Source organism: Ralstonia sp. R-29 (assembly GCF_049913345.1).
In the GTDB taxonomy this organism is placed as follows: domain Bacteria; phylum Pseudomonadota; class Gammaproteobacteria; order Burkholderiales; family Burkholderiaceae; genus Ralstonia.
This window is the reverse complement of sequence record NZ_CP184377.1, coordinates 2,122,925-2,147,363: the sequence shown is the minus strand read 5'-3', so window position 1 is coordinate 2,147,363 and position 24,439 is coordinate 2,122,925. Positions and strand designations below refer to the sequence as shown.

Genomic DNA, 24,439 nt, shown 5'->3' with positions numbered 1-24,439 from the left:
GGTTCTTCTTTTCGATCGTTTTTACTCTCGTCTATGACCGACTCGATTCCGCCGAAAGGCCCTGAAGACGCGCCCAAGCACGGCGACGGCAAGCCCGAAGCACTGGAAGTCACGCAACACGCCGATCACCCGCTCGAAGCCGAATTGCGTGATCCGGCGGCAGGCAAGCCCGCGTCTCCAAAGATCTCGGCGGCGTCCGCTCAGGCGGGCGGCTGGGAGCGTGAGGTGCTCGAAAAGGTACTCATGGCGACCGTTCGGGAGCAGCGTGCCGCGCGTCGCTGGCGCATTTTCTTCCGCTTCGTGTCGCTGGCCATTGTTGGGCTGATTTTCTATGCCTTCGCTACGTTCGAGGGGGAAACGGTCAGTACCGGGCGTCACACTGCGGTGGTCGCGCTCGATGGCGAAATCGCCGCGAACACGAACGCCAGCGCAGAAAACATCAACGCCTCGCTGCAGGCGGCATTTGCTGACAACAACACGGTCGGCGTGATCCTCAAGATCAACTCGCCTGGCGGCTCGCCGGTGCAGGCGGGCATGATCAACGACGAGATCCGTCGCCTGCGGGCCAAGTACAAGACCATTCCGCTGTACGTGGTCGTGGAAGAGATGTGCGCGTCGGGTGGTTACTACGTGGCCGCTGCCGCCGACAAGATCTATGTCGACAAGGCGAGCATTGTCGGCTCGATTGGCGTGCTGATGGATGGCTTCGGCTTTACCGGCCTGATGGACAAAGTGGGCGTGGAACGCCGCCTGCTGACCGCCGGCTCGAACAAGGGGATGCTCGATCCGTTCTCACCCGTGTCGTCGCAGCAGAAGCAGTTTGCGCAGGAAATGCTCGACCAAGTGCATCAGCAGTTCATCGATGTGGTCAAGCAAGGCCGTGGCAACCGCCTGAAGGACGATCCGACACTCTTTACCGGTTTGTTCTGGACGGGCGCCAAGGCGGTGGATCTGGGGTTGGCTGATGCCATCGGCAGCGCAGATTTCGTTGCGCGCAGTGTCATCAAGGCGCCGGACGTGGTCGATTACACCGTCAAGGAAAACTTTGCTTCGCGCGTGGCACGCAAACTGGGCACGGCCATGGGCGCAGGCGCGATCAAGGCGCTGGCCGATACCGGCCAGCTCAAGCTCTTGATGAAGGAATAACGCACTTATCTCGCCAGCAATGAGAAGATGGCCGGCCGTTTGTGCAGATCCATGCGGTCGGCGCGCCACTCACTCACGGGAAGCGTCACCACCTGCTCGCTGGGCAGCGTCAGGTCCACCGCAATCGACAGCAGCGTGCCGGGCGCGCAACCGGCCTGGATGGTTTCTAGTAGAGCGCCGTTGCGATAGGGCGTTTCAATGAATACCTGAGTTTGTCCCGCCGAGCGGGATAGCTGCTCGAGCGCGCGTAGCCTGGTTTTGCGCTCCGCCGTGTCCACCGGCAGATAGCCGTTGAACGCAAAACTCTGGCCGTTCAAGCCCGAGGCCATCACGGCCAGCAGGATTGAACTCGGTCCCACCAGCGGTTTTACGCGTACGCCACGCCGATGCGCGAGGCGTACGAGATTCGCACCCGGATCGGCGACTGCTGGCACGCCGGCTTCCGACATCAGCCCTGCGTCCTGCCCCGCAATGACCGGCGCCAGCAGGGCTTCCAGTTCCGAATCTGGCGTTTTGACGTTCAGTTCGCGGATGGTGATTTCCTGCAGCGGGCGCGCTAGCGGCGTGGTTTCGCCCAGCTTCTTCAGCAGTGCGCGCGCCGTCTTAGCGTGCTCGGCCACAAAGTAATCAAGCTGCGCCGTGATCTGCTGAACGCCTGCGGGAATCACATCGGGCAGCGGGTCGGCTGCATCGCGCAAGCCGAGCGTATTGGGAATGAGGTAGAGCGTGCCGGCCATGGCTTAAACGAAGAGCGGGTAGTGCACGTTGCGCAGCATGCTGGTCAGTGCGATCAGGGGCAGCCCGACCAGCGCAGTCGGGTCTGACGATTCCACGCGTTCGAGCAGCGCGATACCCAGGCCTTCTGACTTGGCGCTGCCGGCCACGTCGTATGGGTGTTCCAGGTGCAGGTAGGCGTCCAGCTCCTCGTCAGAGAGGTCGCGGAAGGTCGCCAGCGTACGAATGTCTTCACTCTGATGCTGACCGGTGCGCCCGTCGTACAGACACAGCGCCGAATGGAATGTGACGGTACGGCCACGCATCCAGTGCAATTGCGCCAGTGCACGGGCGTGGTCGCCGGGTTTGCCGACCTGCTTGCCGTCCAGCGTGGCGACTTGGTCGGAGCCGATCACCAGCGCCCCCGGGTATCCGGCTGCGACCTTTTCCGCCTTTTGTCGGGCCAAGCGCAGTGCGGTCTGGTCTGGCGATTCGCCGGGGGCGGGCGTCTCATCGATGTCCGGCACCACGATCTCGAACGGCAGGCGCAGGCGCTCCAGCAATTCACGTCGATACGGCGAACTGGAGGCGAGAATCAGCGGCGGACGCGAAGCAGAAGTCATAAGTGCTTGAAGATGCAGTGATTTTGAGCGAAAACCTTTTGACGCCAGAGGTTTTTTCCCGCTATAATCCCGCGTTTCGCGGTTTGGCCGCGCAGTGTCGCAAACCATGCGTTCAGGCGCAAGGGATGGCAGTCGCTGCAGGCGGTCTATCCGGTTCGCGCACCAACACAGCGCCAAGTCAGGCAACGCGTTCAGCAGGTTCGATTCGTGGGTTTTCGTACATTCGATCTTTTCGCGTTCATCCGGGCGGGTGAGCAGGTCAGCGGCACGGTCAGTCTGACCGATATGCATCGTCTGCTTGCCGAGCAGGCTGCCGATGCGCCGGCGAATGCCAATACGCAGTTCCGTTGGCAGATGCGGGGTTTGGTGCAGGAGGAGGCTAGCGCGGGTCAGTTGCCGCGTCAGCGGCTCTTCGTCGATCTGGAAGTGGATGGCGCGGTTTGGCTGCAATGCCAGCGGTGCCTGAAAGCTTACGAGCAACCCCTGCCGGTGCGTACGCGCCTGGAGGTCATGCGCTCGGAGGCGGAAGCCGATGCGGCCCCCCTGGATGACGACGAAGCCGATGTCATCGTCGGCTCGCGCAGCTTCGATCTGATCACGCAGATTGAAGACGAGTTGCTGCTGGCGTTGCCCGTGTCGCCGCGCCATGCAGTCTGTCCGGATGAGGTCTTACCGGAAGCCGCTGAAGCTGAAAAAAAGCCATCGCCGTTCGCGGTGCTGGCCACACTGAAGACCAAACATTAAGCGTGCGCGTCTGGCGCACGCCGATGTGGCGAATTCATGCAGTACGTTTCACACGCCTACCGGAATGGCTACGCTCCGGCTCCGTGTGATGTGATAAAATCGATCAAATTGCTTAGGAGTCAGTCATGGCTGTTCAACAAAACAAGAAGTCGCCGTCCAAGCGCGGCATGCATCGTTCGCACGATTTCCTGACGGCGGCCCCGATCGCTGTCGAGCCGACCACCGGCGAAGTGCACCTGCGTCACCACGTGAGCCCGAACGGTTACTATCGCGGCCGCAAGGTTGTGAAGACCAAGAACGACTGATGCGTTTTGCCAGTCCTCTGGCAAGCGTGTTGGGTTGGTCTGAACACACAGGTTCATGATGCAAGCAGAAAAGCGGCAAGCAAAATTGCCGCTTTTTTGTTGATCAGAATCCGGCAATGCGTGTACCGGTTTGTGTACCATACGCGCGCAAAATGCTGGAGCCGCACGTGAAACCGCAACTCAGACTCGCATGACCATCAAGCTTGCCATCGACTGCATGGGCGGCGATCACGGTGTTGGCGTGACGATCCCTGCAGCGATCCAATTTCTTGCCACGCACGACGACGTCGAAATGCTGCTTGTCGGGCAGCCCGATGTCATCGCGGCGCAGCTCAAACGACTCCGCGCCACCGCGAACTCCCGCGTCCATGTCGTTCCCGCCTCTGAAGTGGTGTCGATGGACGATCCGGTCGAGGTCGCGCTGCGCAAGAAGAAAGATTCTTCGATGCGCGTAGCCATCAATCAGGTCAAGGAAGGCGCCGCCCACGCGTGCGTTTCCGCCGGCAATACCGGCGCGCTGATGGCGGTGTCGCGTTACGTTCTCAAGACGCTGGATGGCATCGATCGTCCTGCTATCGCCACGGCAATCCCGAACGAGAAGGGCGCCGGTACCACGGTGCTGGATCTTGGCGCCAATGCCGACTGCGAACCCGAGCACCTGCTGCAGTTTGCGCAGATGGCCTCGGCGATGGTGTCGGTGGTCGAGCATAAGCCGCGCCCGACCGTGGGCCTGCTCAACATCGGCGAAGAAGTCATCAAGGGCAACGAAGTCGTCAAGCAGGCGGGCGAGTTGCTGCGCGCGTCGGATCTGAACTTTTTCGGCAACGTTGAAGGCAACGACATCTTCAAGGGCACGACCGACATCGTTGTCTGCGACGGTTTTGTCGGCAACGTGGCGCTCAAGAGTACCGAGGGCCTCGCCAAGATGATCGGCGAGATGCTGCGCGAAGAATTTAGCCGCTCCTGGTTCACCAAGCTGCTGGCCATGGTGGCGATGCCCGTTATCGTCAGCTTGAAGCGACGCATGGACCATCGGCGCTACAATGGCGCCGCGCTGCTTGGCCTGCGCGGGCTGGTCATCAAGAGCCATGGTTCGGCCGATGCCTATGCGTTCGAATGGGCCATCAAGCGTGCCTACGACGCGGCCGCCAATGGCGTGATCGCCCGCATTGCGCAGGCGTTCGAATCGCACCACGACGCGGCGGTCGCTGCGCCAGTCCCTACTTCCACTCCGGCCGCTGACGCAGCTTGAACGCGTTGCTGCCGAGTCAGATTTCACCCCACCGCACATGACACGTTACGCAAGGATCATCGGCACGGGCAGCTACCTGCCGCCCAAGCGCGTCACCAATGATGAGTTGGCCGCGCAATTGGCCGAGAAGGGCATCGAGACGAGCGACGAATGGATCGTTTCGCGCAGTGGCATCCGCGCGCGCCATTTCGCCGAGTCCGATGTTGCATGCAGCGACCTCGCCGTGAAGGCGGCTGAGCGGGCGATCGAGGCGGCTGGTATCGATCGCTCGGAGTTGGATCTGATCCTCGTGGCCACGTCCACGCCGGATTTCGTGTTCCCGAGCACCGCATGCCTCGTGCAGCAGAAGCTGGGCATCACCAATAATTGCGCCGCGTTTGACGTGCAGGCCGTGTGTTCGGGCTTCGTGTACGCACTGGCTACCGCCGACAAATTCATCCGCTCGGGCGCGTACCGCAACGTGCTGGTGATTGGCTCGGAGGTCTTCTCGCGCATCATCGACTTCAACGACCGCACCACGTGCGTGTTGTTTGGCGATGGTGCCGGTGCCGTGGTGCTGCAGGCGTCTAACGAGCCGGGCATCCTGTCGACCGCCTTGCATGCCGATGGCAGCCACGCCAACATCCTGTGCGTGCCTGGCAATGTGGCAGCGGGTGTGGTTCAGGGCAGCGCCTTCCTCTACATGGACGGCCAGGCCGTCTTCAAGTTGGCCGTCAACGTGCTCGACAAGGTCGCGCGCGAAGCGCTGGCTGCCGCCGAGATCGATGCCTCGCAGGTCGACTGGCTGATCCCGCATCAGGCCAACATCCGCATCATGCAAGGCACCGCCAAGAAGCTGGGGCTGTCCAACGACCGGATGGTCGTCACCGTGGACGAGCACGGCAACACGTCGGCCGCTTCGATTCCGCTGGCGCTCGACGCCGCGGTGCGCGACGGACGTATTCAGCGCGGCCAGCTCGTGATGCTTGAGGGCGTGGGCGGCGGCTTTACGTGGGGCGCGGCACTGCTGCGCTTCTGAGCGACGAATTTCCAGAACGAAAATACGCCATGACATTCGCTTTCGTCTTTCCCGGTCAGGGTTCCCAATCAGTCGGCATGCTCAACGCGTTTGCTGATCATCCTGTCGTGGCTGCCACGCTGGCCGAGGCATCCGACGCGCTGGGTCAGGACATCGGCAAGCTGATCGCCGAAGGCCCCGCCGAAGATCTGAATCTGACCACCAACACGCAACCGGTTATGTTGACGGCTGCCGTTGCTGTCTATCGCGCATGGCAGGCTGCGGGCGGTCCGGTCCCGACCGTCGTGGCCGGTCATAGCCTGGGCGAATATTCCGCGTTGGTGGCGGCTGGCGCCATCGCTTTCAAGGATGCGGTGCCGCTGGTGCGCTTCCGCGCCAAGGCGATGCAGGAAGCCGTGCCGGTGGGCGAGGGCGGCATGGCCGCGATCCTTGGCCTGTCGGACGATGATGTGCGTGCAGCATGCGCTGAGGCGTCGGCCGCTGGCGTGGTCGAAGCCGTGAACTTCAACGCGCCGGCGCAGGTGGTGATCGCCGGCGCAAAAGCTGCCGTCGAGAAAGCCTGCGAGATCGCCAAGGCCAAGGGCGCCAAGCGTGCGCTGCCGCTGCCGGTGTCGGCGCCGTTCCACTCGTCGCTGCTGAAACCGGCATCGGATCGACTGCGTGAATACCTGGCCAACGTGACGGTCAGCGCGCCCGTCATCCCCGTTATCAACAACGTGGACGTGGCTGTTGTGAGCGATCCCACTGCCATCAAGGACGCCCTGGTGCGCCAGGCAGCGTCGCCGGTGCGCTGGGTTGAAACCATCCAGAAGATGAAGGTGGATGGCATCACGCGTGTGGTTGAATGTGGCCCGGGCAAGGTGTTGGCTGGTCTGACCAAGCGTATCGATGGCGACATCGTTGGGGATGCGATCTTCGATCCGGCAACGCTTGAAGCCGTGCTGGGCCAACTCAAATAATCAACAGGATTCGCATGACCCAAGCATTGAACAATCAAGTCGCGCTCGTGACCGGCGCCTCGCGCGGCATCGGCCGTGCCATTGCATTGGAGTTGGCGCGCCAGGGCGCGACGGTGGTCGGTACGGCCACGTCGGAAGCTGGTGCACAGGCTATCTCCGCCTACTTCGCCGAAGCTGGCGTGAAGGGTGCGGGCGTGGTGCTCAACGTGAATGATGCCGCGCGCTGCGAGGCCGTGATCGACGAAACCATCAAGACGCACGGCGGTTTGAATATCCTCGTCAACAATGCCGGCATCACGCAGGACAACCTGGCGATGCGCATGAAGGACGAAGAGTGGGTGTCGGTCATCGACACGAACCTCTCCGCGGTGTTCCGTCTGTCGCGCGCGGTGCTGCGTCCGATGATGAAGGCGCGTGGCGGCCGCATCATCAACATCACCTCGGTGGTCGGCTCGGCCGGCAACCCGGGGCAAGCCAATTACGCTGCAGCCAAGGCCGGCGTGGAAGGCATGGCTCGTGCCCTGGCACGAGAAATCGGCAGCCGCAACATCACCGTCAACTGCGTGGCGCCAGGTTTTATCGATACCGATATGACGAAGGTCCTGTCGGAAGAGCAGCATATCGCGCTGAAAGCACAGATTCCGCTGGGCCGCCTGGGCGCACCGGAAGATATCGGCAACGCGGTGGCCTTTTTGGCGTCACCGGCTGCAGGCTACATTACGGGCTCGACGTTGCACGTCAACGGCGGCATGTACATGGGATAAGAAGCCGTCCCGGCGGCGATTGTGCAGGGCCTTGCGCGTGCGCGAGATCGTGCGGAATCGCTGAATTAACTGGCTTTTAGCATCATGTTGGGCGCACTTTTTGCATGGATTTCGGCGCGGTTTTTCGCCGCGCAAACCTGCTAGAATGCGCGCACTTTTTGTCGAATACTTCCCTGGAGGGTTAAATGGACAACATCGAAGCACGCGTCAAGAAGATCGTCGCGGAACAACTCGGCGTGGCCGAAGCGGACATCAAGAACGAGTCGTCGTTCGTGAACGATCTGGGCGCGGATTCGCTCGATACGGTTGAGCTGGTGATGGCACTGGAAGACGAGTTCGGCATGGAAATCCCGGACGAGGAAGCCGAGAAGATCACCACGGTGCAACAAGCCATCGACTACGCAACCGCCCACGTCAAGGCGTAAGCGTTAATCGATCTCTTGACATCGCGGGCCACAGAAAGGGCTGTTATCCGGTTTGACCGGGTGGCGCGCTTTCTGTGGCCTTTGTCGCTGATACAGAGTTGCAGGAAAGCATAGTGAGCCGTCGTCGCGTCGTCGTAACCGGCCTTGGGCTGGTTTCTCCGGTAGGAAACTCGGTCGCCGAGGGGTGGGCCAATCTGGTCGCCGGCAAGTCCGGGATCGCCACCGTCACCAAATTCGATCATTCCAATCTGGCTGTGCACTTCGCTGGTGAAGTGAAAGGCTTCAACGTCGAGGAGTACATCCCGGCGAAGGAAGCCCGCAGCATGGATACCTTCATCCACTACGGCATTGCCGCCGGGGTGCAGGCGCTCAAGGACAGCGGGCTGGAAGTGACCGAGGCCAACGCCGAGCGCATCGGCGTGCTGGTCGGTTCTGGCATTGGCGGTCTGCCAATGATTGAAGATACCCACGCTACCTTGGTAGAGCGCGGCCCGCGCCGGATTTCGCCGTTCTTCGTGCCGGGTTCAATCATCAACATGATCTCGGGCCACCTGAGCATCATGCACGGTCTGAAGGGCCCGAACCTAGCCGCCGTAACGGCCTGTACGACGGGTCTGCACAGCATCGGTCTGGCTGCACGTCTGATTCAAGCGGGCGATGCCGACGCGATGGTCGCGGGCGGTGCCGAGTCGACCATTTCGCCGCTGGGCATCGGCGGCTTTGCCGCGGCGCGTGCGCTGTCCACGCGCAATGATGATCCGGCCACTGCATCCCGCCCCTGGGACAAAGACCGAGATGGCTTTGTGCTGGGCGAGGGCGCCGGCGTCATGGTGCTCGAGGAATACGAGTCTGCCAAAGCCCGCGGCGCCAAGATCTATGCGGAGTTGGTCGGTTTCGGCATGAGCGGTGACGCGTACCACATGACGGCGCCGAACATGGACGGCCCGCGCCGCTGCATGCTGAACGCGCTGCGCGATGCCGGCGTGAATACCGATCAGGTTCAGTACCTGAACGCGCACGGCACATCCACGCCGCTGGGCGACAAGAACGAATCCGACGCCATCAAGGCTGCCTTCGGCGAGCACGCCGGCAAGGTCGTGGTGAACTCCACCAAGTCCATGACCGGCCACTTGCTGGGTGGTGCCGGTGGTCTGGAATCGGTGTTCACGGTACTGGCGTTGCACCATCAGGTGTCGCCGCCGACCATCAACATCTTCAATCAAGATCCCGAGTGCGATCTCGATTACTGCGCGAACACCGCGCGTGACATGAAGATCGACGTGGCCGTGAAGAACAACTTCGGTTTCGGCGGTACAAACGGCACGCTGGTGTTCAAGCGTCCGTAAGACAAACGCGGCGCGTGGCCTGAAGGTCCGCGCCGCTGTCATTTTCACCTTGGTTGTCGAACACATCACCTTCCCGACTTCATATCGGCGCTTATGCCTGATTGGTCGGCTCGGCACGGCAGGTTTGCTCGGCATTGCCTTGTTCTGGTTGATCGTCGCATGGGGCTTTGCCCTCCCGACCGTGATGTGGTTCGTGCTCGGGGTGCTGACGATTGCGGCTGCCATGCCTCTGTTGGTCAACCGTTCGCCACTTGCCATGGAACTGATGTGGCGGGCGCGTCTCAAAGGGGATGGCGAGCCGGGGCAACCACGCTGGCAAGTCAAGCTACAGCTGCCTCAGGCGTTTCGGACGGCGCCGCTGTTATGGGTATGTCCTCTCGGCGAACGAATTCTGATCCTCGGGCTTGCGCATGGCGGATGGTGCCCACAAATAGTCGTGCTGATGTCGCCGTGGTTTGCTGCCGGGCAACTGCGCCGACTGAGAAGTCTGTTCCGCCTCGGCCCGCCCCCGCTGGTGTCCGGTGTGTCGTAGGTAAAATACAACGTTTCCAAGTCACAAAAATTCAAGGCGATACACTGCAGGTGAAGAATCCGTGAGTGAACGCGAAGCCGACCAGATCCTCGTCGAGCGCGTCCAGCAAGGCGACAAGCGGGCGTTTGAACTCCTAGTGGTCAAATACCACCGGAAGATCATCCGTCTCGTTTCGCGTTTGATCCGTGACGCCGCCGAAGTCGAGGATGTGGCACAGGATGCCTTTATCAAGGCTTACCGTGCGCTACCCCAGTTCCGGGGCGAGTCCGCGTTCTATACGTGGCTGTATCGCATCGCCGTCAATACGGCCAAGAATTATCTGGCAACCCAGGGCCGGCGCCCGGAATCGTCCAGCGATATCGACACCGAAGAGGCTGAAACTTTTGCCGACGGTGAGCTACTAAGGGATATCAATACGCCGGACTCCATGCTGCATACCAAGCAGGTGGCCGAAACGGTCAACCGTGCAATGGAAGCGCTGCCCGAGGAATTGCGAACCGCAATCACCCTTCGGGAGATCGAGGGTCTGAGCTATGAGGAAATCGCCGAAGCGATGGAGTGCCCGATCGGAACGGTCCGTTCGCGAATTTTCCGGGCGCGCGAAGCGATTGCCGAGAAATTGCGTCCCCTGCTGGGAACGGTAGAGGGCAAACGGTGGTAGCCAGCCGATATGAAAAACCGGCGGTCGGAGTTGGAAATGGCCGCAAACGGTGAAACCTCGGGAAGTCTTCTCTCGGATCGTTGATTGGACGTTGGAGTTTTTGGGGTTGGGAAATGGGTCAGGCTCAAATGCAGACGACAGAAGCGGAGTTCGCGCAGCGCATCTCCGCCTTGATGGACGGTGAAGTCGCGGTGCACGAGGTGTCATCGGCCGTAGAACTCGCCAAGGATGGCGAGGGTGCGGCGCACTGGCGCGAGTATCAGTTGATCGGCGATGCGCTTCGGTCGGAAGAGTTGCTGCACGCACGTTCGTCCGAGGATTTTCTTAGCCGGTTCTCCGCCAAGCTTGAGGCTGAGCCGCATTTGCTCGTGCCCACTGTGGCGCAGCGAGCGAAAGCCCAAGAGAGGCACCGTTTCCTTGTTAGTCCCGCCTGGGTCCGCCGGATCATGCCGTCGACCGCTGTGGCGGCGGCGGTGGCGGCCGTTAGCTGGGTCGTCGTGCCGCAACTACGCGGCCCCGTTGATGGCGCTGACGGTTCGCCTGCACTGGTCGCAAAGGCCACGCCGGGCGCTGGTGTGCAAGCGGTGACGGTAGCTGCTGCCGACGCGACGCCAATGATTCGCGATGCACGTCTGGATGAATACCTGAGTGCCCATCGTCAATCCGCTACCAATGGCATGGTGGTTCCGTATCTGCGCGCAGTGGCCAATGGGGTGGCAAACACCCAGGACTCCAATCAGGAATAATGCGGGCATCCATGTCGAAGGTGTGGCACCCCGTTGCCGGGGCAGGCGCCCGCAAGTTGCTGGCTATTCGCCGGTCTGTTTTTCTTCTTCTGTGTGTTTCGGCGCTGGCGACGGCTGCACAGCCGCAGCCCGATCCCATGCCGCGCAAGGAGGCCGCTTCCTGGCTGACCAAGATCCACCGCGCGGCCCTCAAGCAGAACTATGTCGGCACGCTGACGTATCAGCGTGGTACCGGCATGCACTCCACACGCATCCAGCATTACGCTGATCTGTTCAACAACGAGTACGAGCGTATCGAGACGCTCGACGGTAAGCAGCGCGAAATGCTGCGCCAGAATGACGTCGTCCGGAACTTGATCTACGACGTCAAACTCGTTGTGACCGAGAAGCAGGAGCACAAAGATAGTTTCCCCGCGTTGCTCGCGACGACCAACGGTGACGTGCTTGACCAGTACGACATGCGCCATCTGCCCGCGGAGCGGGTGGCCGGTATGGATTGCGAAGTTTTCCAACTGGATCCGAAGGATGGCTTCCGCTATGCCTACCGAATCTGGGCGGAGCGCAACAGTGGTCTGTTGATGCGCGCCCAGACCATCGACGAAGATGGCAAGGTGCTTGAACAGGTTGCGTTCTCACAGGTCGCGCTGGGCGTGCCGTCGGACAAGCAGAAGATCGTTTCTGCGTTCAAGAACGTGAACGGTTGGAATCAGTACGAGATCATCACGCAACCGATCAATCTGGCCGAGCAGGGCTGGACGATCGGCATCCCCATCAAGGGCTTCCAGAAGATCCGTGAAGTTCGCCGTCCGTTGGGCGACATTGCCCCGGCGGGTAAGGGAAGCTCGGCCTTCGAGGTGCAGCAGGTCGTGTTCAGCGATGGGCTGGCGGGGTTGTCGCTGTTTATCGAGCCGGTGTCTGAGAAGCGCACGCGCCGTGAGGGCTTCATCTCGCAGGGGGCCACGCACGTGATGGTGCGTCGCATTGCTGATTTCTGGCTCACGGTGGTGGGTGAAGTCCCCTTTGCTACCATCAAGCAGTTTGGCGCAGCGGTCGACTATAAGCCCGTCTCCGCCAACGCAGTGACCGGGACTAACCGGCCGACGACCAGCGCGCCGCAGTAGTCGGGCAACTGCCTCAATTGCGCGGTATGCCCGCGCAGCACATTTCTCTATCTGTTTTCGTTCCGGGGAGCCTCCATGCGTACCGCTCGATCCGTCTACGCTTTGCGTTTGCTGTGTGTTGCCGCTGCTCTGGCGGTGGGCGGTGCGCTTGCGCCAGCCTATGCGCAGAACGCCACCGGTAGCACGGCGACGGGCACCTATGGCTTGCCCGACTTCGCCGATCTGGTGGAAAAGGTCAGCCCGGCTGTCGTCAATATTCGCACCACCGAGAAGGTGCGCATGCGCAATGGCCCGAGCGATGACGACATGGCCGAGTTTTTCCGTCGCTTCTTCGGCGTGCCGATGCCGGGCATGCCGGGTCAGGGTGGCCAAGGGCAAAAACGCCGAAACGCGCCTCCGCAGCAGGAAGAAGAGCAAAGCCGTGGCGTAGGCTCCGGTTTCATCATTTCGGGTGACGGCTACGTTTTGACCAATGCGCACGTGGTCGAAGGTGCGGAAACCATCTACGTCACGTTGATCGACAAGCGCGAGTTCAAGGCCAAGGTGATTGGCGTAGACAAGCGGACCGACGTAGCGCTCGTCAAGGTGGATGCCACTGGGCTTCCGAGTCTGAAGCTGGGCGATTCCGACAAGGTGCGCGTGGGCGAATGGGTGTTGGCGATTGGCTCGCCGTTTGGCCTGGACAATACGGTGACTGCGGGCATCGTGTCGGCCAAGGGGCGCGATACGGGGGATTACCTGCCGTTCATTCAATCCGATGTGGCCGTGAATCCGGGCAATTCGGGCGGCCCGCTGATCAACCTGCGCGGCGAGGTGATCGGCATTAACAACCAGATCTACAGCCAGAGCGGCGGCTACATGGGCATCTCGTTCTCGATTCCGATCGATGAAGCGATGCGTGTGGCGGATCAGCTCAAGGCGCTGGGTCGCGTGACCCGTGGCCGCATTGGGGTAGCCATCGACAACGTGCCGAAGGATGCGGCGGAATCGCTCGGCATTGGCCGTGCGCGCGGCGCGTACGTGGGCAACGTTGAGTCGGGTGGTCCGGCGGAAAAGGCTGGCATCGAGGCTGGCGACATCGTCCTGAAGTTCAACGGCCGCGACGTCGAGAAGGCTGGCGATCTGCAGCGCCAAGTCGGCGAGACCAAGCCCGGCACGCGCGCGACCGTACAGGTCTGGCGCAAGGGTGCAACGCGTGACTTGACGGTGACCGTGGCCGAGCTTCCGTCGGATACCAAGGTCGCCCAGCGAGGCAAGGGCACGCAGCCGGACAACAGCCAGCAGGGCCCGGGTAAGCCGAATGCACTGGGCCTGGTGGTGGCCGATCTATCGGATGGTGCCCAACGCGAATTCAAGACCAAGACCGGTGTCGAGGTGCAGGTGGCCGAAGGGCCCGCAGCGCGTGTTGGTATTCGGCCGGGGGATCTGATCCTGCGCGTGGGTGATACCGATATTACGGGCGCCAAGCAGTTCAATGACGTGGTCGCCAAACTCGACAAGAACCGTATGGTGGCCGTGTTTGTGCGCCGTGGCGATGCGACCCAGGTGGTGACGATGCGTCCGAGCACTGCGCGTTCGGGCAGTGGCCAGTGATTGAGCTGACGCTATACGGCCGCTCGTACTGCCATTTGTGCGACGACATGAAGGTCGCGCTGGAGCCGTTCCAGCGCGGCTTTTCGTTTGTGCTGCATGAGGTGGATGTTGATAGCGATCCCGCGTTGGAAGCGCGCTTCGGTGAGCTTGTGCCGGTGCTGATGACGGGCGCGCCGGACGCGCCGCCGGGCGGGGCACAGGAGTTGTGCCACTACTTCCTGGATGCGTCTGCCGTGCAGGAGTGGCTCGCGCAACAGGTGGCGCGCGGCTGACGCGTCGCTGCCGCAAAAAGAGGCGCGGGGAGCCCCCGGAAATCCGGTAAAATCGCCTGTTAGCGCCGATTTTTGCAGTGCACGATTTTCGTGCCGCAGCCTCGGCTTGGAATCCAATACCTCCCGCTGGCGCCGTCTCACGTGCGCTGGCCATGCCGGAATCGCTTCGCGCCCGGCAGATGCGCCCGGGATGGGCGCTTTTCGACGCATTCGATGGACAATATCCGTAATTTCTCGATCATCGCCCACATCGACCACGGCAAATCGACGCTGGCCGATCGCATCATCCAGTTGTGTGGTGGCCTCTCCGACCGCGAGATGGAAGCCCAGGTGCTGGACTCGATGGATATCGAGAAAGAGCGCGGCATCACCATCAAGGCCCAGACTGCCGCGCTGTCGTACAAAGCGCAGGACGGCAAGGTCTACAACCTGAATCTGATCGACACCCCGGGGCACGTCGACTTCAGCTATGAAGTCAGCCGCTCGCTGTCCGCCTGCGAAGGCGCGCTGCTGGTGGTCGATGCCTCGCAGGGCGTGGAAGCGCAGACGGTTGCCAACTGCTATACCGCCATCGAACTGGGGGTGGAAGTGGTGCCGGTGCTCAACAAGATCGACTTGCCGGCCGCCGACCCGGAAAACGCCATCCAGGAAATCGAAGATGTGATCGGCATCGACGCAACCGACGCGACGCGCTGCTCCGCCAAGACGGGTGTAGGCGTGGCGGACGTGCTGGAAGCGCTGATCGCCAAGGTGCCGGCGCCCAAGGGTGACCCGGCCGCGCCGCTGCAAGCGTTGATCATCGACTCGTGGTTCGACAACTACGTCGGCGTGGTGATGCTGGTGCGCGTGGTGAACGGCACGTTGCGCGCCAAGGACAAGGTCCTGTTGATGGCCACCGGCGCGCAGCATCTGGTGGAGCAGGTCGGTGTGTTTTCGCCGAAGTCGATGCCGCGCGAATCGCTGTCGGCGGGGCAGGTGGGCTTCGTCATCGCCGGCATCAAGGAACTGAAGGCCGCGAAGGTGGGCGACACGATCACGCATGTGGCGCCGCGCAAGGCCGAAGCGCCGCTGCCGGGCTTCAAGGAAGTCAAGCCGCAGGTGTTCGCCGGCCTGTATCCGGTGGAAGCCAACCAGTATGAAGCGCTGCGCGAATCGCTGGAAAAACTCAAGCTGAATGACGCGTCGCTGCAATACGAGCCGGAGGTGTCCCAGGCGCTGGGCTTTGGCTTCCGCTGCGGCTTCCTCGGCCTGCTGCACATGGAGATCGTGCAGGAGCGCTTGGAGCGCGAATTCGACATGGATCTGATCACCACTGCGCCGACGGTGGTCTATCAGGTGCAGCTGCGCGACGGCACCATGATCCAGGTGGAAAACCCGGCCAAGATGCCGGCGGACCCGAGCAAGATCGAGGCGATTCTCGAGCCGATTGTCACGGTCAATCTGTACATGCCGCAGGACTACGTCGGCGCCGTGATCACGCTGTGCGAACAGAAGCGTGGCTCGCAGATCAACATGAGCTACCACGGTCGCCAGGTCCAGCTCACGTACGAAATCCCGATGGGTGAGATCGTGCTGGACTTCTTCGATCGCCTGAAGTCCGTCTCGCGCGGCTATGCGTCGATGGACTACGAGTTCAAGGAATACCGTGTGTCGGACGTGGTCAAGGTCGACATCCTGATCAACGGCGACAAGGTCGATGCGCTGTCCATCATCGTGCACCGCTCCAACAGCACGTATCGTGGTCGTGAAGTCGCCGCCAAGATGCGCGAGATCATCCCGCGCCAGATGTACGACGTCGCCATCCAGGCCGCCATCGGCGCCAATGTGATTGCGCGTGAGAACGTCAAGGCGCTGCGCAAGAACGTGCTGGCCAAGTGCTACGGCGGCGATATCTCGCGTAAGAAGAAGCTCCTCGAGAAACAGAAAGAGGGCAAGAAGCGCATGAAGCAGGTCGGCACCGTTGAAATTCCGCAAGAGGCCTTCCTGGCCATCCTGCGCGTCGAAGAAAAATAACCCGGACACCGCTCGGACGATCTCTCCTCCATGAACTTCGCCCTGATCCTGTTTATTCTCGTCGTCATCACCGGTATTGCGTGGGTGGCTGACAAGCTCGTATTCCAGCGCCAGCGTCAAGCCGCAGCAGCAACTGCGCTGGCTGAATTCGATGCGCGCGCCCAGGTACAAGCGCAGTACGGCGGCGCTGGCGACATCGGTGCCGCGCGTCTGCAGTTGGCTGACGAGAAGCTGCGCCAGCCGTGGTGGCTGGAGTACACCGCAAGCTTTTTCCCGGTGATCGCCGCGGTATTCCTGCTGCGCTCGTTCGTGATCGAGCCGTTCAAGATTCCGTCGGGCTCGATGATCCCGACGCTGCAGATCGGTGACTTCATCCTCGTCAACAAGTACACGTACGGCATTCGCCTGCCGATCGTGAACAAGAAGATCGTCGCGCTGAATCAGCCGCAACGCGGTGATGTGATGGTCTTCCGCTACCCGAAAGATGAGTCGATGGACTACATCAAGCGCGTGGTTGGCGTGCCGGGCGACGTGGTGAAGTACGACAACAAGCGGCTGACGGTGAACGGCCAGCCTGCCTCGTACACGCCGCAATCGGACTACCTCGACGGCGAGCGTCTCACGTATTCCAAGCAGTATCAGGAAACGCTCGGCAACGTTTCCCACAACATCCTGAACGACGCCGATCGCCCCGCCTATGTCTCCGGCCCGGACGATTTTCCGTTCCGCGAAAACTGCACTTACAATCAGGCCGGGTTTACCTGCAAGGTACCTGAGGGTCACTATTTCATGATGGGGGATAATCGCGACAACAGCGCGGACTCCCGTTATTGGGGCTTCGTGCCGGACAAGAACATCGTCGGGAAGGCGTTCTTTATCTGGATGAACCTGGGTGACCTGAAGCGGATTGGCAGCTTCCGTTGATCCACGAAAGTGATCACTAAGTCTCTTATTTAAACTCGGCACTTGCACAACGGGGGAAATGCAATGCGGATTCGTCAGGCTGGGCTGAAACGCCCGTCGCGCGGGATTACGATGTTCGGCATTCTGATCGGCATCATCGTGCTGATCACGGCTGTGTTGCCGGCGATCCGGTCCATTCCGAGCCTGATGGAGTACCAGGCCATCACGCGTGCGGTGAAGCAAGCGCGCGAGCGTGCGTCTACGCGGCAGGACATTACCTCCGCTTTTGACAAGCAAGCGGCGATCGACGACATCACGTCGCTCAAGGGTGAAGACCTCGAAGTGCTGGATGCCGGCGGTTCCATTCAGGCTGTGCACTTCTCGTACAAGCGGGAAATTCCGCTGTATGGCCCTATTGGCATGGTGATCACCTTCTCGGGGACCCAGCGTTGAGATGAGTTTGGAAGCACTACAGCAACGTCTTGGCTACCGCTTCAGCAAACCGGAGTTGCTGCAGCAGGCGCTCACCCATCGCAGCCACAGCGCGATGCACAACGAGCGCCTGGAATTTCTTGGCGATTCGATCCTGAATTGCGCCGTTGCCGACATGCTCTACGGCATGTTCGGCAAGCTGGATGAAGGCGATCTCTCCCGCGTGCGGGCCAACTTGGTCAAGCAGCAGGCGCTGTACGAGATCGCGCAGATGCTGCAGTTGCCTGATGCGCTGCGGCTGGGCGAGGGCGAATTGAAGAGCGGCGGTTTCCGTCGGCCGTCCATCCTGGCGGATGCGCTGGAAGCCATCTTCGGAGCGGTGTTCCTCGATGGCGGTTTCGACGCTGCCCGCACACTGATCCGCAAGCTCTACATCCCGATCCTGGAGCAGGTCGACCCGCGCACGCTTGGCAAGGATGCCAAGACGCTGCTGCAGGAGTACCTCCAAGGTCACAAGATCGCGCTGCCGCTGTACACGGTGGTTGCCACCCACGGCGCGGCGCATAATCAGCAATTCGAGGTCGAGTGCACGATCCCGAAGCTGGAGATTCGCGTCTCCGGCAGCGGTGCATCGCGGCGCGCGGCCGAACAATCGGCGGCCAAGTTGGCTCTGGAAGAAGCGCATCGCTTGGTGCCGCAGCTCGTCAAGCGCAGCCGCGCCGAGCGCACCGGCAAGACGCGTAAGCAAGCCACGCCGCCCGATCCGCAGTTGTCTCTCAGGTTGAAGGAATAATCAGGTAAATGAGCGACACCCCATTGCAGCCTCCGCAGCCAGAATCTGGCGTGCCGGAGGGGTTCCGCTGCGGCATGGTCGCCATTGTTGGGCGGCCGAACGTCGGCAAATCCACGCTGATGAATGCCCTGGTGGGCCAGAAAGTCAGCATCACGTCGCGCAAGGCGCAGACTACACGCCACCGCATCACCGGCATCCAGACGACGGAAGACGCGCAGTTCGTCTTCGTCGATACGCCGGGCTTCCAGACGCGCCACGCCACGGCGCTGAACCGATCCCTCAATCGCGCCGTCACGTCCACGCTGACTTCGGTGGACGCCGTGTTGTTCGTGGTCGAAGCCGGTCGCTATGGCCCGGACGACGAGAAGGTACTCTCGCTGCTGCCGCGCGAAACGCCCGTGATCCTGATCGTCAACAAGGTCGATCGGCTGGATGGTTACACGCGTGCCGAGATGGTGGCCACGTTCCTGCAAGACATGGCGCAGGTGTTTCCGTTTGCCGAAATCGTGCCGATGTCCGCCAAGAATCGCGACGATATCGACCGCCTGCTCGGCATCGTGCGCCCGTACCTGCCGGAAGGCGAACCGATGTACGACCCGGAAGCGCTGACTGATCGCAGCGAGCGCTTCCTGGCTGCCGAGATCGTGCGCGAGAAGGTCTTCCGTTGGACGGGCGATGAGCTGCCGTATTCCAGCACCGTCGTCGTCGACAAGTTCGAGACCGAAGGCCGCTTGCGCCGCGTGTTCGTGACCATCCTGGTCGACCGCGACGCGCACAAGGCGATGATCATTGGCGCCAAGGGTGCCAAGCTCAAGCAGATCTCCACCGAAGCCCGCATGGACATGGAAAAACTGTTCGACGGCAAGGTGTATCTGGAGGTCTGGATCAAGGTCAAGAGCGGCTGGGCCGACAACGAAGCCGGCCTGCGCGCTTACGGCTACGAATAACTGCGCAGCCACGCCACTCCATACACGCTCGATGGCGGGACGATCCGATCCGATTCCGGACGAGGCGGCGGAATGGCTGGCCGAGGAAGGCGTGGCTGGCGCCGCGCCGCGCAAGAGCTTTCCCGCTGGGCGTTCGGACACGCGGGTCGCGGCACAGCCAGCCTTCGTGCTGCACAGCTACCCGTACCGCGAAACCAGTCTCATCATCGACGTCTTCACGCCCGACTACGGGCGCATGGCGCTGGTTGCCAAGGGCGCAAAACGGCCGCATTCCGCATTGCGCGCGGTGCTACAGACGTTTCAACCGTTGTCAGTCTCCTGGAGTGGTCGCGGTGACGTGCGCACGCTCACGCGTGCCGAGTGGGTGGGCGGCATGCTGCCGCTGGGCGGGGAAGGCCTGCTCTCCGGTTTCTATCTGAACGAACTGCTCGTCAAGTTCGTCGCCCGCGAAGACGGCCACCCGGTGCTGTTCGCGCACTACGTCGAAACGCTCAATAAACTGGCGCATGGTGAGCCTGCGGCTTTTACGCTGCGTGCGTTCGAGCGCGTGCTGTTGCGCGAGACCGGCTTTGCCGCGCAGCTCGATCGCTGCATTGATGGCGAGCCGGTGCAAGCCGATGGCGACTACGTCTATCACCCCGAACGCGGCATCCGGCGCACGCTGCCGAGCGATCCATCCTCGTGGCCCGTATTGCGCGGCCAGACGTTGCTCGATATGGAGCGCGATGATTACGCGTCGCGCCCGACGACTGCCCAGCAGAGCCGTAGCCTGATGCGTTTCCTGCTGCATTATCATTTGCACGGCACGCCGCTTTCGACGCGCCAGATCCTCATCGACTTGCAGAAACTATGATCTTCCATGCCTCGCCGGGGGTCATCGACCTGGGCGTCAACATCGACCACGTTGCCACGCTGCGCAACGCACGCGGCACCGTCTATCCGGATCCGATCGCGGCGGCGCTGTTGGCCGAAGAGGCCGGCGCCGATCTCATCACCCTGCATCTGCGTGAAGACCGTCGTCACATCAAGGACGCCGATGTGCGCACGCTGCGCCCCCAATTGCGTACGCGCATGAACCTCGAATGTGCGGTCACGCAAGAGATGCTCGACATCGCGTGCGACATCGGCCCGCAGGACGTTTGCCTCGTGCCGGAGCGTCGTCAGGAAGTGACCACCGAGGGCGGGCTGGACGTGGTGGGCGGTTTCGCCAAGGTGCAGGCGGCGTGCAAGCAACTGGCCGATGCGGGCATCCGCGTGTCGCTGTTCATCGATCCGGATGCCGCGCAGATTGAGGCAGCCGCTGCCGCAGGCGCGCCCGTCATCGAACTGCATACCGGCCGTTATGCCGAAGCCACCGACGATGCCGAAGTGAAGGCTGAACTCGTACGCATCGAAACGGCGGTGGAAGAGGGCATCCGCTGGGGTGTGCGCGTGAATGCCGGGCATGGTTTGCATTACACGAACGTGCAGCCGGTTGCGGCCATTGCCGGCATCCATGAACTCAATATCGGCCACGCCATCGTGGCGCACGCGGTGTTTGCCGGCTGGCAGAACGCGGTGCGCGAGATGAAGGCGATCATGGTGGCAGCGCGGTTGTCGTCGACAACGCCGGCCGCCGCACACCCAGGCGTGCCCGTATGAACACGCCGGCTGCAGCCGCCTCGGTGTCCGGCACCATCTACGGCATCGGCACCGACATCATCCAGATCGAGCGTGTCGAAGGCGTCATGCAGCGGACCAACGGCCGCTTCGCCGAAAAGGTGCTCGGGCCCGATGAGCTGCGCGTCTACCATGCCCGTAAGGTGCGCTCTGAACGGCGCGGCCTGGCGTTTCTCGCCACGCGTTTCGCTGCCAAGGAAGCGGTGTCCAAAGCCATCGGCCTGGGCATGCGCTGGCCGATGACGTGGCGTGCGGTGCAGACGCTTAACCTGCCCTCCGGCCAGCCGGTGGTGCGCTACAGCGGCGAACTGGCCGACTGGATCGCCCAGCATGGCCTCCATATCCAGATCAGTGTGACGGACGAGCGCGACTACGCAGTTGCTTTCGCTGTCGCCGAGTTGCAAACGAAACCTTCCGCATGACTTCAACCAACAAGCAAAAGCGTCCTGGCCCGATCGTCCTCGATGTGGCCGGCCTCGAACTCGGCCCCGATGATGTCCGTCGCATCGCGCATCCGCTGACGGGCGGCGTCATCCTGTTCGCGCGCAACTTTGAATCGCGTGCGCAGCTGACGGCGCTCACCAAGGCCATCCGCGCCGTGCGTGAAGACGTGCTGATCTGTATCGACCACGAAGGTGGCCGCGTGCAGCGCGCGAAGACTGACGGCTTCACACATCTGCCCGCCATGGGTGCGTTGGGCAAGCTGTGGGACACCGACGTGCTGGCCGCCACGCGCGCCGCCACTGCCTGCGGCTACGTGCTGGCCGCCGAGCTGCGCGCATGCGACATCGACTTGAGCTTCACGCCCGTGCTCGACCTCGACTATGGCACCAGCAGCGTGATCGGCGATCGCGCCTTCCACCGCGACCCGCGTGTGGTGACGATGCTGGCGAACCACCTGACGCTCGGCCTGCGTCTGGCCGGCATGGCCAACTGCGGCAAGCACTTCCCCGGCCACGGTTACGTGCAAGCCGATTCGCACATCGCCGTGCCGGTGGATGTGCGCCCGCTCGAAGCCATCTTGAACGACGACGCACAGCCCTACGGCTGGATGGGCATCGGCCTGCAATCGGTCATGCCGGCGCACGTCATCTACTCGGCGGTGGATCCGAACCCGGCCGGCTTCTCGCGCTTCTGGCTGCAGGACATGCTGCGCGCGCATTTCAATTTCGATGGCGTGATCTTCAGCGATGACCTCAGCATGGAAGGTGCGAGCGTCGCTGGCTCGGTGGTCGATGGTGCGCGTGCAGCGCTGACGGCTGGCTGCGACATGGTGTTGATCTGCAACGCGCCGGACAAGGCCGATCGGCTGCTGGGCGAGTTGGATGCGACGATCGGCAAGGCGTCGCTGCGGCGCGTGCGCCGGCTGTTCGGCGGCAAGGCTGTGAAGGACTGGGCAAAGCTGCAGCAACAGTCGGCTTACAAGCAGGCGCTGCGTACGTTGCGGGAGGCGAAACTCATCGCATAGTCCCAATGCGCAACAAGCGCGATCGCAAAAGAAAAGGCTCCCGAGGGAGCCTTTCTCATTCCTGCGACGCCAGCTTACTTGGCGCGGCTGCGGTACTCGTCGGTACGCGTGTCGATTTCGATCTTGTCGCCGGTGTTGCAGAACAGCGGCACTTGGATCTTGAAGTCGGCGTTGTCGTTGATCTGGGCGGGCTTCAGCACCTTGCCCGAGGTGTCGCCCTTGACAGCCGGTTCCGTGTAGATGATTTCGCGGACAACCGTGGTCGGCAGTTCGACCGAGATGGGGTTGTCGTTGTACAGCGTCACTTCCACTTGCATGCCGTCTTGCAGGTAGTTCAGCGCGCTGCCCATGTTTTCGGCGTCCACTTCGTATTGCTCGCCGGTGCCCATGTTCATGAACACATAGCGCGAGCCGTCGAAGTACGAGTACTCGGCTTCCTTCTTGTCCAGGATGATCTGGTCGAACTTGTCGTCGGCGTTGAAGACCGATTCGCTCGGTGCGCCAGTCAACAGGTTCTTGTACTTCATCTTGATGACGGCACCGGAACGACCCGAGCGGCTGTACTCGGTTTTTTGCACGACCATTGCGTCGTTGCCGATCATGAACACGTTGCCTGCGCGGAGTTCTTGCGCGATTTTCAAAGCCATTTCACAGTTCCTGAGAGTAAGAGGGTTCGATGCGCGCCAAGCAACGAAGCACCGCGCGATACCCTCGGGTCGCGCGAATCAGGTCAAAGCCGGGGCCGCATACAAATCAGCCCGCTATTTTACCTGTTTTTCGCAAAATGCCACCAAATTCGCGGCGAGATCGCCCAGTTGCATCAAGCTTTGCTCCCACGTGATCGCTCGGGTACGCAGGCTTGGCGCAGCGGCGACGAAGTCGGTCCAGTTGAGTGATGCGGGCGCCCCATTCCAGGCATGCCAGAACGCGATGAACGCATCAGCTTCGGCCTGGGGCAGGGCAGCGGTATAGCGGGCCAGGAATGCGTCGAGCTTGGTGAGGTGTACGTCGTCGCTTTGCGGATAGATGTGCCAGACAAACGGCCGCAGCGCCCATTGGGCACGCACGAACGAATCTTCGCCGCGCACGAAGTTGATGTCGCACGCCCAGAGGAGCGGGTCATAGTGCTCCTGCTGCACAAACGGCACTACGGCGACAATCAGGTTGCCGCGCGACCAGCGGGCGCCAGCTTTTGCGGCGCCGGCGTTGCCCAAAAGGGCGGCGATCTGCGTGGCCGCCAAGCCCTCCGGCACGAGGCAGAGGATCGGCTGGGGCGATGCCTCCCACTGGGCCACGAGCGGGGCCAGGGCTTCGTTGGCGTAGGCAAACAGGCTGACGCGCAGGGCGTCGGGGTGCTCGCGCATCAGATCATCTACGCCGAGGCGATGCCAGAGCGCTTGGTGGGCTGCGGGGCTTGCCTCGAATGTTGCGCGTTGGGCGCCGAGGTGCGATTCGCGGAGTACGCCGCCCGTGTTGCGGGCGAAGCCTGGGAAGAAGAAATGCTTGACCAGCGGCAGGCGCGAATGTGGCGATTGCATCGCGTGGTGCTCGGCGACCCAGTTCTCTGCGCTGAGATATTCCAAGTTGATCCAGACCGGCGCGGTGCCGTGCGCGGCCTGCTCGGCCATGTGCGTCAATATCGGCTCCGGGGTCGGGCATGCAAAGGCGCCAACTACCACGTCATACGGTGCGGGATGCGCATCGGCGGCAAGCAGCGTTGCCACTTGGGCATCGTCGCCCCAACGGCGGATGTCGACACCCGAGACGCGCTGCGCGTCGGCCGCAGCGTCCACGGCGGGGCAGAGCTTTTCGAATGACCGCAGGTCATCCACCCACAGGCGAACGGTATGACCATGCTCCTGTACGAGTTGCCGGGCCAGGCGCCAGCACACGCCGATGTCGCCATAGTTGTCGACGACGCGGCAGAAGAGATCCCAGGACGTGATGGTGCGCATGCGGCAAGGTGAGGAGAGCGAGATGGCCCGACATTGTAGTCGGCGGCT

Annotated in this window: 28 protein-coding genes; 24 read left to right on the top strand and 4 right to left on the bottom strand. The window is 62.0% G+C overall.

Going from position 1 to position 24,439, the window contains the following annotated elements; translation table 11 throughout:
- Window positions 1-33: 33 nt before the first annotated feature.
- Window positions 34-1,146: a S49 family peptidase gene (locus ACN9M1_RS10050; RefSeq protein WP_426394018.1), complete on the top strand. Its 1,113-nt coding sequence runs from the start codon at window positions 34-36 to the stop codon at window positions 1,144-1,146.
- 5 nt (window positions 1,147-1,151) lie between these two features.
- Here the strand turns inward: ACN9M1_RS10050 and ACN9M1_RS10045 are convergent, their stop codons facing one another.
- Window positions 1,152-1,883, bottom strand: a complete 732-nt coding sequence (locus ACN9M1_RS10045) for an SAM-dependent methyltransferase (protein WP_426394016.1) — start codon at window positions 1,881-1,883, stop codon at window positions 1,152-1,154.
- 3 nt (window positions 1,884-1,886) lie between these two features.
- On the bottom strand, window positions 1,887-2,483 hold the full coding sequence (locus ACN9M1_RS10040) for a Maf-like protein (RefSeq protein ID WP_426394014.1): 597 nt from the start codon (window positions 2,481-2,483) through the stop codon (window positions 1,887-1,889).
- A gap of 207 nt (window positions 2,484-2,690) precedes the next feature.
- Here ACN9M1_RS10040 and ACN9M1_RS10035 point away from each other — a divergent pair, with 207 nt between their 5' ends.
- The 23 genes from ACN9M1_RS10035 to nagZ all read left to right on the top strand — a co-directional run bounded on the left by ACN9M1_RS10035 (window position 2,691) and on the right by nagZ (window position 22,436).
- The gene (locus tag ACN9M1_RS10035) at window positions 2,691-3,227 is read left to right on the top strand and encodes a YceD family protein (RefSeq protein ID WP_426394012.1); all 537 of its coding nucleotides are present in this window, start codon (window positions 2,691-2,693) and stop codon (window positions 3,225-3,227) included.
- A gap of 125 nt (window positions 3,228-3,352) precedes the next feature.
- Window positions 3,353-3,532: a 50S ribosomal protein L32 gene (rpmF, locus tag ACN9M1_RS10030; protein WP_009238536.1), complete on the top strand. Its 180-nt coding sequence runs from the start codon at window positions 3,353-3,355 to the stop codon at window positions 3,530-3,532.
- A gap of 190 nt (window positions 3,533-3,722) precedes the next feature.
- On the top strand, window positions 3,723-4,784 hold the full coding sequence (gene plsX, locus ACN9M1_RS10025; protein ID WP_426394011.1) for a phosphate acyltransferase PlsX: 1,062 nt from the start codon (window positions 3,723-3,725) through the stop codon (window positions 4,782-4,784).
- Window positions 4,785-4,821: 37 nt separating this feature from the next.
- Window positions 4,822-5,802, top strand: a complete 981-nt coding sequence (locus ACN9M1_RS10020; protein ID WP_426394009.1) for a beta-ketoacyl-ACP synthase III — start codon at window positions 4,822-4,824, stop codon at window positions 5,800-5,802.
- 29 nt (window positions 5,803-5,831) lie between these two features.
- Window positions 5,832-6,761 carry an ACP S-malonyltransferase gene (gene fabD / locus ACN9M1_RS10015; RefSeq protein WP_426394007.1) on the top strand — a complete coding sequence of 310 codons (930 nt, stop codon included), beginning with the start codon at window positions 5,832-5,834 and terminating at the stop codon, window positions 6,759-6,761.
- Window positions 6,762-6,775: 14 nt separating this feature from the next.
- The gene (fabG, locus tag ACN9M1_RS10010) at window positions 6,776-7,525 is read left to right on the top strand and encodes a 3-oxoacyl-ACP reductase FabG (RefSeq protein ID WP_426394005.1); all 750 of its coding nucleotides are present in this window, start codon (window positions 6,776-6,778) and stop codon (window positions 7,523-7,525) included.
- Between the two features lie 185 nt (window positions 7,526-7,710).
- Entirely contained in the window at window positions 7,711-7,950 is a 240-nt protein-coding gene (gene acpP / locus ACN9M1_RS10005) for an acyl carrier protein (protein WP_199030069.1), read from the top strand.
- Window positions 7,951-8,063: 113 nt separating this feature from the next.
- Entirely contained in the window at window positions 8,064-9,296 is a 1,233-nt protein-coding gene (fabF, locus tag ACN9M1_RS10000; protein WP_426394003.1) for a beta-ketoacyl-ACP synthase II, read from the top strand.
- Window positions 9,297-9,345: 49 nt separating this feature from the next.
- Window positions 9,346-9,828, top strand: coding sequence for a hypothetical protein (locus ACN9M1_RS09995; RefSeq protein WP_426394001.1), 483 nt, complete (start codon window positions 9,346-9,348; stop codon window positions 9,826-9,828).
- A gap of 61 nt (window positions 9,829-9,889) precedes the next feature.
- Window positions 9,890-10,489, top strand: coding sequence for an RNA polymerase sigma factor RpoE (gene rpoE, locus ACN9M1_RS09990; protein WP_426393999.1), 600 nt, complete (start codon window positions 9,890-9,892; stop codon window positions 10,487-10,489).
- Between the two features lie 113 nt (window positions 10,490-10,602).
- The gene (locus ACN9M1_RS09985; protein WP_426398844.1) at window positions 10,603-11,235 is read left to right on the top strand and encodes a sigma-E factor negative regulatory protein; all 633 of its coding nucleotides are present in this window, start codon (window positions 10,603-10,605) and stop codon (window positions 11,233-11,235) included.
- An 11-nt stretch (window positions 11,236-11,246) separates the two neighbouring features.
- On the top strand, window positions 11,247-12,356 hold the full coding sequence (locus ACN9M1_RS09980) for a MucB/RseB C-terminal domain-containing protein (protein ID WP_426393997.1): 1,110 nt from the start codon (window positions 11,247-11,249) through the stop codon (window positions 12,354-12,356).
- Between the two features lie 75 nt (window positions 12,357-12,431).
- A complete protein-coding gene (locus ACN9M1_RS09975; RefSeq protein WP_426393995.1) occupies window positions 12,432-13,949 on the top strand; it encodes a DegQ family serine endoprotease in 1,518 nt (505 codons plus the stop codon).
- A complete protein-coding gene (locus ACN9M1_RS09970) occupies window positions 13,946-14,221 on the top strand; it encodes a glutaredoxin family protein (RefSeq protein WP_426393994.1) in 276 nt (91 codons plus the stop codon). The genes ACN9M1_RS09975 and ACN9M1_RS09970 overlap by 4 nt, the downstream gene beginning before the upstream one ends.
- A gap of 213 nt (window positions 14,222-14,434) precedes the next feature.
- Complete coding sequence (gene lepA / locus ACN9M1_RS09965; protein ID WP_426393992.1) at window positions 14,435-16,234, top strand: translation elongation factor 4; 1,800 nt, start codon at window positions 14,435-14,437, stop codon at window positions 16,232-16,234.
- A gap of 30 nt (window positions 16,235-16,264) precedes the next feature.
- A complete protein-coding gene (lepB, locus tag ACN9M1_RS09960) occupies window positions 16,265-17,158 on the top strand; it encodes a signal peptidase I (RefSeq protein ID WP_426393990.1) in 894 nt (297 codons plus the stop codon).
- Window positions 17,159-17,221: 63 nt separating this feature from the next.
- Window positions 17,222-17,590 carry a DUF4845 domain-containing protein gene (locus ACN9M1_RS09955; protein WP_426393989.1) on the top strand — a complete coding sequence of 123 codons (369 nt, stop codon included), beginning with the start codon at window positions 17,222-17,224 and terminating at the stop codon, window positions 17,588-17,590.
- 1 nt (window position 17,591) lies between these two features.
- Window positions 17,592-18,362 carry a ribonuclease III gene (rnc, locus tag ACN9M1_RS09950; RefSeq protein ID WP_426393987.1) on the top strand — a complete coding sequence of 257 codons (771 nt, stop codon included), beginning with the start codon at window positions 17,592-17,594 and terminating at the stop codon, window positions 18,360-18,362.
- Window positions 18,363-18,370: 8 nt separating this feature from the next.
- Window positions 18,371-19,309: a GTPase Era gene (gene era / locus ACN9M1_RS09945; protein WP_426393984.1), complete on the top strand. Its 939-nt coding sequence runs from the start codon at window positions 18,371-18,373 to the stop codon at window positions 19,307-19,309.
- Window positions 19,310-19,340: 31 nt separating this feature from the next.
- Window positions 19,341-20,162 carry a DNA repair protein RecO gene (recO, locus tag ACN9M1_RS09940; protein ID WP_426393982.1) on the top strand — a complete coding sequence of 274 codons (822 nt, stop codon included), beginning with the start codon at window positions 19,341-19,343 and terminating at the stop codon, window positions 20,160-20,162.
- The gene (gene pdxJ, locus ACN9M1_RS09935) at window positions 20,159-20,950 is read left to right on the top strand and encodes a pyridoxine 5'-phosphate synthase (protein WP_426393980.1); all 792 of its coding nucleotides are present in this window, start codon (window positions 20,159-20,161) and stop codon (window positions 20,948-20,950) included. The genes recO and pdxJ overlap by 4 nt, the downstream gene beginning before the upstream one ends.
- Window positions 20,947-21,390 carry a holo-ACP synthase gene (acpS, locus tag ACN9M1_RS09930; protein WP_426393978.1) on the top strand — a complete coding sequence of 148 codons (444 nt, stop codon included), beginning with the start codon at window positions 20,947-20,949 and terminating at the stop codon, window positions 21,388-21,390. The genes pdxJ and acpS overlap by 4 nt, the downstream gene beginning before the upstream one ends.
- Window positions 21,387-22,436 carry a beta-N-acetylhexosaminidase gene (gene nagZ / locus ACN9M1_RS09925; protein WP_426393976.1) on the top strand — a complete coding sequence of 350 codons (1,050 nt, stop codon included), beginning with the start codon at window positions 21,387-21,389 and terminating at the stop codon, window positions 22,434-22,436. Before acpS ends, nagZ begins: the two co-directional genes overlap by 4 nt.
- Window positions 22,437-22,510: 74 nt before the next feature.
- Here the strand turns inward: nagZ and efp are convergent, their stop codons facing one another.
- Window positions 22,511-23,077, bottom strand: coding sequence for an elongation factor P (gene efp / locus ACN9M1_RS09920; RefSeq protein ID WP_426398843.1), 567 nt, complete (start codon window positions 23,075-23,077; stop codon window positions 22,511-22,513).
- A 120-nt stretch (window positions 23,078-23,197) separates the two neighbouring features.
- Window positions 23,198-24,391, bottom strand: coding sequence for an elongation factor P maturation arginine rhamnosyltransferase EarP (gene earP, locus ACN9M1_RS09915; protein ID WP_426393975.1), 1,194 nt, complete (start codon window positions 24,389-24,391; stop codon window positions 23,198-23,200).
- Between the last annotated feature and the right edge of the window lie 48 nt (window positions 24,392-24,439).